The sequence below is a fragment of the Clostridium chromiireducens genome (assembly GCF_002029255.1).
GTDB lineage: Bacteria > Bacillota > Clostridia > Clostridiales > Clostridiaceae > Clostridium > Clostridium chromiireducens.
On sequence record NZ_MZGT01000162.1, the window covers coordinates 1 to 2,518 of the forward strand.

2 protein-coding genes are annotated in these 2,518 nt (G+C 28.1%); both read left to right on the forward strand.

Annotated elements, in window-relative coordinates:
• Window positions 1-362: 362 nt before the first annotated feature.
• Window positions 363-1,562, forward strand: a complete 1,200-nt coding sequence (locus tag CLCHR_RS24115; protein ID WP_079442474.1) for an SAM-dependent methyltransferase — start codon at window positions 363-365, stop codon at window positions 1,560-1,562.
• 164 nt (window positions 1,563-1,726) lie between these two features.
• On the forward strand, window positions 1,727-2,371 hold the full coding sequence (locus CLCHR_RS24120; protein ID WP_079442475.1) for an HD domain-containing protein: 645 nt from the start codon (window positions 1,727-1,729) through the stop codon (window positions 2,369-2,371).
• Window positions 2,372-2,518: the final 147 nt, after the last annotated feature.

Here is a 2,518-nt window from a genome sequence, read left to right on the forward strand (position 1 = left end):
GTGTATTAACACCGATGGAAAAGCATGAAATATATTTACATGCAGCATAAAAACTGCCAGCAGGTTAGCCCCACTGGCAGAAAATTTTTTTATTTTTTTAATTGTCTACTTGACGGGAAGCAGTTCAGAAACTAGAATCTCTATGGTTTTGTTTTTTTATATGAATCATTTAAAAAGTGATATGATTCATTAATTCATATTATAAGGTCTAAAATTAATATTAAATCATATCATATAAGTAATTTAAAATTAAGAAAGCATTTATGAAAGGTGGTATTAGCGGAGGTGTTTTAGAGTGATAAGTTGCAATTTGAATAGAGAATTTATACCTAATTTATTATAGTTTTGTAGGAGGAAAGGGTATGGATATCGATAAGATATTTTATAAAACATTATTCAAAAATTTATTTACAGATCCATTTGAAATAAAATTTTGGGATGGAAGTTTAGAAAAATATACGCCACTAGAAACTAAAAGAGATTCACAAGAGGAAACAGCTTTTAAAATTATTTTTAATGAACCAATCTCTAAGAGTGATATTATTAAAAATCCGTCATTAGCATTTGGGGAAGGCTATATGACTAAGAAAATAGATATAGAGGGCAGTATTCGAAAGGTCATAGAATCTATATATAACAATAAGGAAAGTTTCTTAAGCAATAGCAATAAGTATGTAAAATTACTTGGAAAGGCTTCAAATAATATTAAACATAGTAAAGAAAATATCGAATTTCACTATGATATAGGGAATGATTTTTACAAGTTATGGTTAGATGATTCTATGACATATTCTTGCGCGTATTTTAAGGAACAAACTGATTCTTTAGCACTAGCGCAAAGAAATAAAGTGGGGCATATTCTAAAAAAATTAGACTTGAAGGAGGGAGAAACTTTACTAGATATAGGTTGTGGATGGGGAGAATTAATTATTTCTGCAGCTAAGGAATATAAAGTTAAGTCTACTGGAATAACTTTAAGTACTGAGCAATTTGCAAAAATTAAGGAAAGAATAGAAAATGAAAAATTAAATGGCTTAGTAGATGTTGAGCTAAGTGATTATAGACATTTGAAAAATAGGAGATTTGATAAAATAGTCAGTGTAGGTATGTTAGAACATGTAGGAAAAAGTCATATTGCTGAATACTTTGCAGCTATAAATAATTTACTAAATGATAATGGATTATCTTTACTTCACTCTATAACATCTGTAGATGAAGGCGGTAATAATACTTGGATAGATAAATATATATTCCCTGGGGGATATATCCCATCTATTTCAGAGTTAATTAGCTCTATTTCGGATAAAGATTTTAGTGTTATTGATGTTGAAAATCTTAGATTGCACTATAGGAGAACTTTAGAATATTGGGCAAGTAATTTTGAAAATGCATTACCTGAAATAAGAAAAACCAAGGATGAGACATTTATAAGAATGTGGAGATTATATTTAAATGCCTGTGCAGCATCCTTTAATTGTGGTAATGTTCATATACATCAGATTCTATTTAGTAAAAATCCAAATAATAAATTGCGTTGGACCAGAGATTATATGTATAAATAATAGATATTAATAACTATGAGTCGTTCTTTATAATGTATCCATATAAATTAGGATCATGATAAGGATGACTCTTTTCTTTAGTTTTCTAAGTGGGCAGATAATATATAAATAATTTGTGGTATAATTGGGGTATATTAATATTTTTATATATTGGAGATATAATAATGAAGGAAGATTTACTAGAAAAAACATTACAATATATTAGAGAGCAATTTAAAGATGATTCTAGTGGCCATGATTACTATCATAGCTTAAGAGTATATAAATTAGCCACTTCAATTTGCAAAGAAGAAAGCGCTGATTTAGAAATAGTCCAGTTAGCTTCTTTATTACATGATGTTGATGATTATAAATTATTCGGTGGAAATGCAGGAGCTTATTCAAATGCAGAAAACTTTTTAAAGAATAACGAAATATCAAAAGCAAAAATAAATGCAGTATGTGAAATAATTGCATCAATATCTTTTAAGGGTACAGGGGTGCAAATACCAGAAAGTATAGAAGGAAAAATAGTACAAGATGCAGATAGGCTTGATGCAATTGGGGCTATAGGAATTGCAAGGACATTTGCATTTGGAGGCAGTAAAAATAGAATTATGCATGTACCAAATGAAAAACCTCGTGAGAATATAAGTTTTAAAGAATATTCTACATCTAATGGAACAACCTTAAATCATTTTTATGAGAAATTGCTAAAGTTAAAAGATTTAATGAACACTGAAAAAGCCAAAAAATTAGCTGAATCAAGGCACCGGTATATGGAAAAATTTTTAGAAGAATTTTATAATGAATGGGATGGATTAGTATAATAAGATAAAGCAGAGTAGTATTTAAATATAATCTAATCAGTTAAGCTTAAAGTATTAGGAGTATAAAGTCAAGTAGTATTAAAATTAGGAAGTCTTATTTTTATCTTATTAATTCAGGATAAATTTTATATTTATATGCAATAACAT

Bases quoted from the DNA above. Each gene is read 5' to 3' on its own strand.
- CLCHR_RS24120 (WP_079442475.1), top strand. From the start codon at position 1,727: ATGAAGGAAGATTTACTAGAAAAAACATTACAATATATTAGAGAGCAA.
- CLCHR_RS24115 (WP_079442474.1), top strand. From the start codon at position 363: ATGGATATCGATAAGATATTTTATAAAACATTATTCAAAAATTTATTT.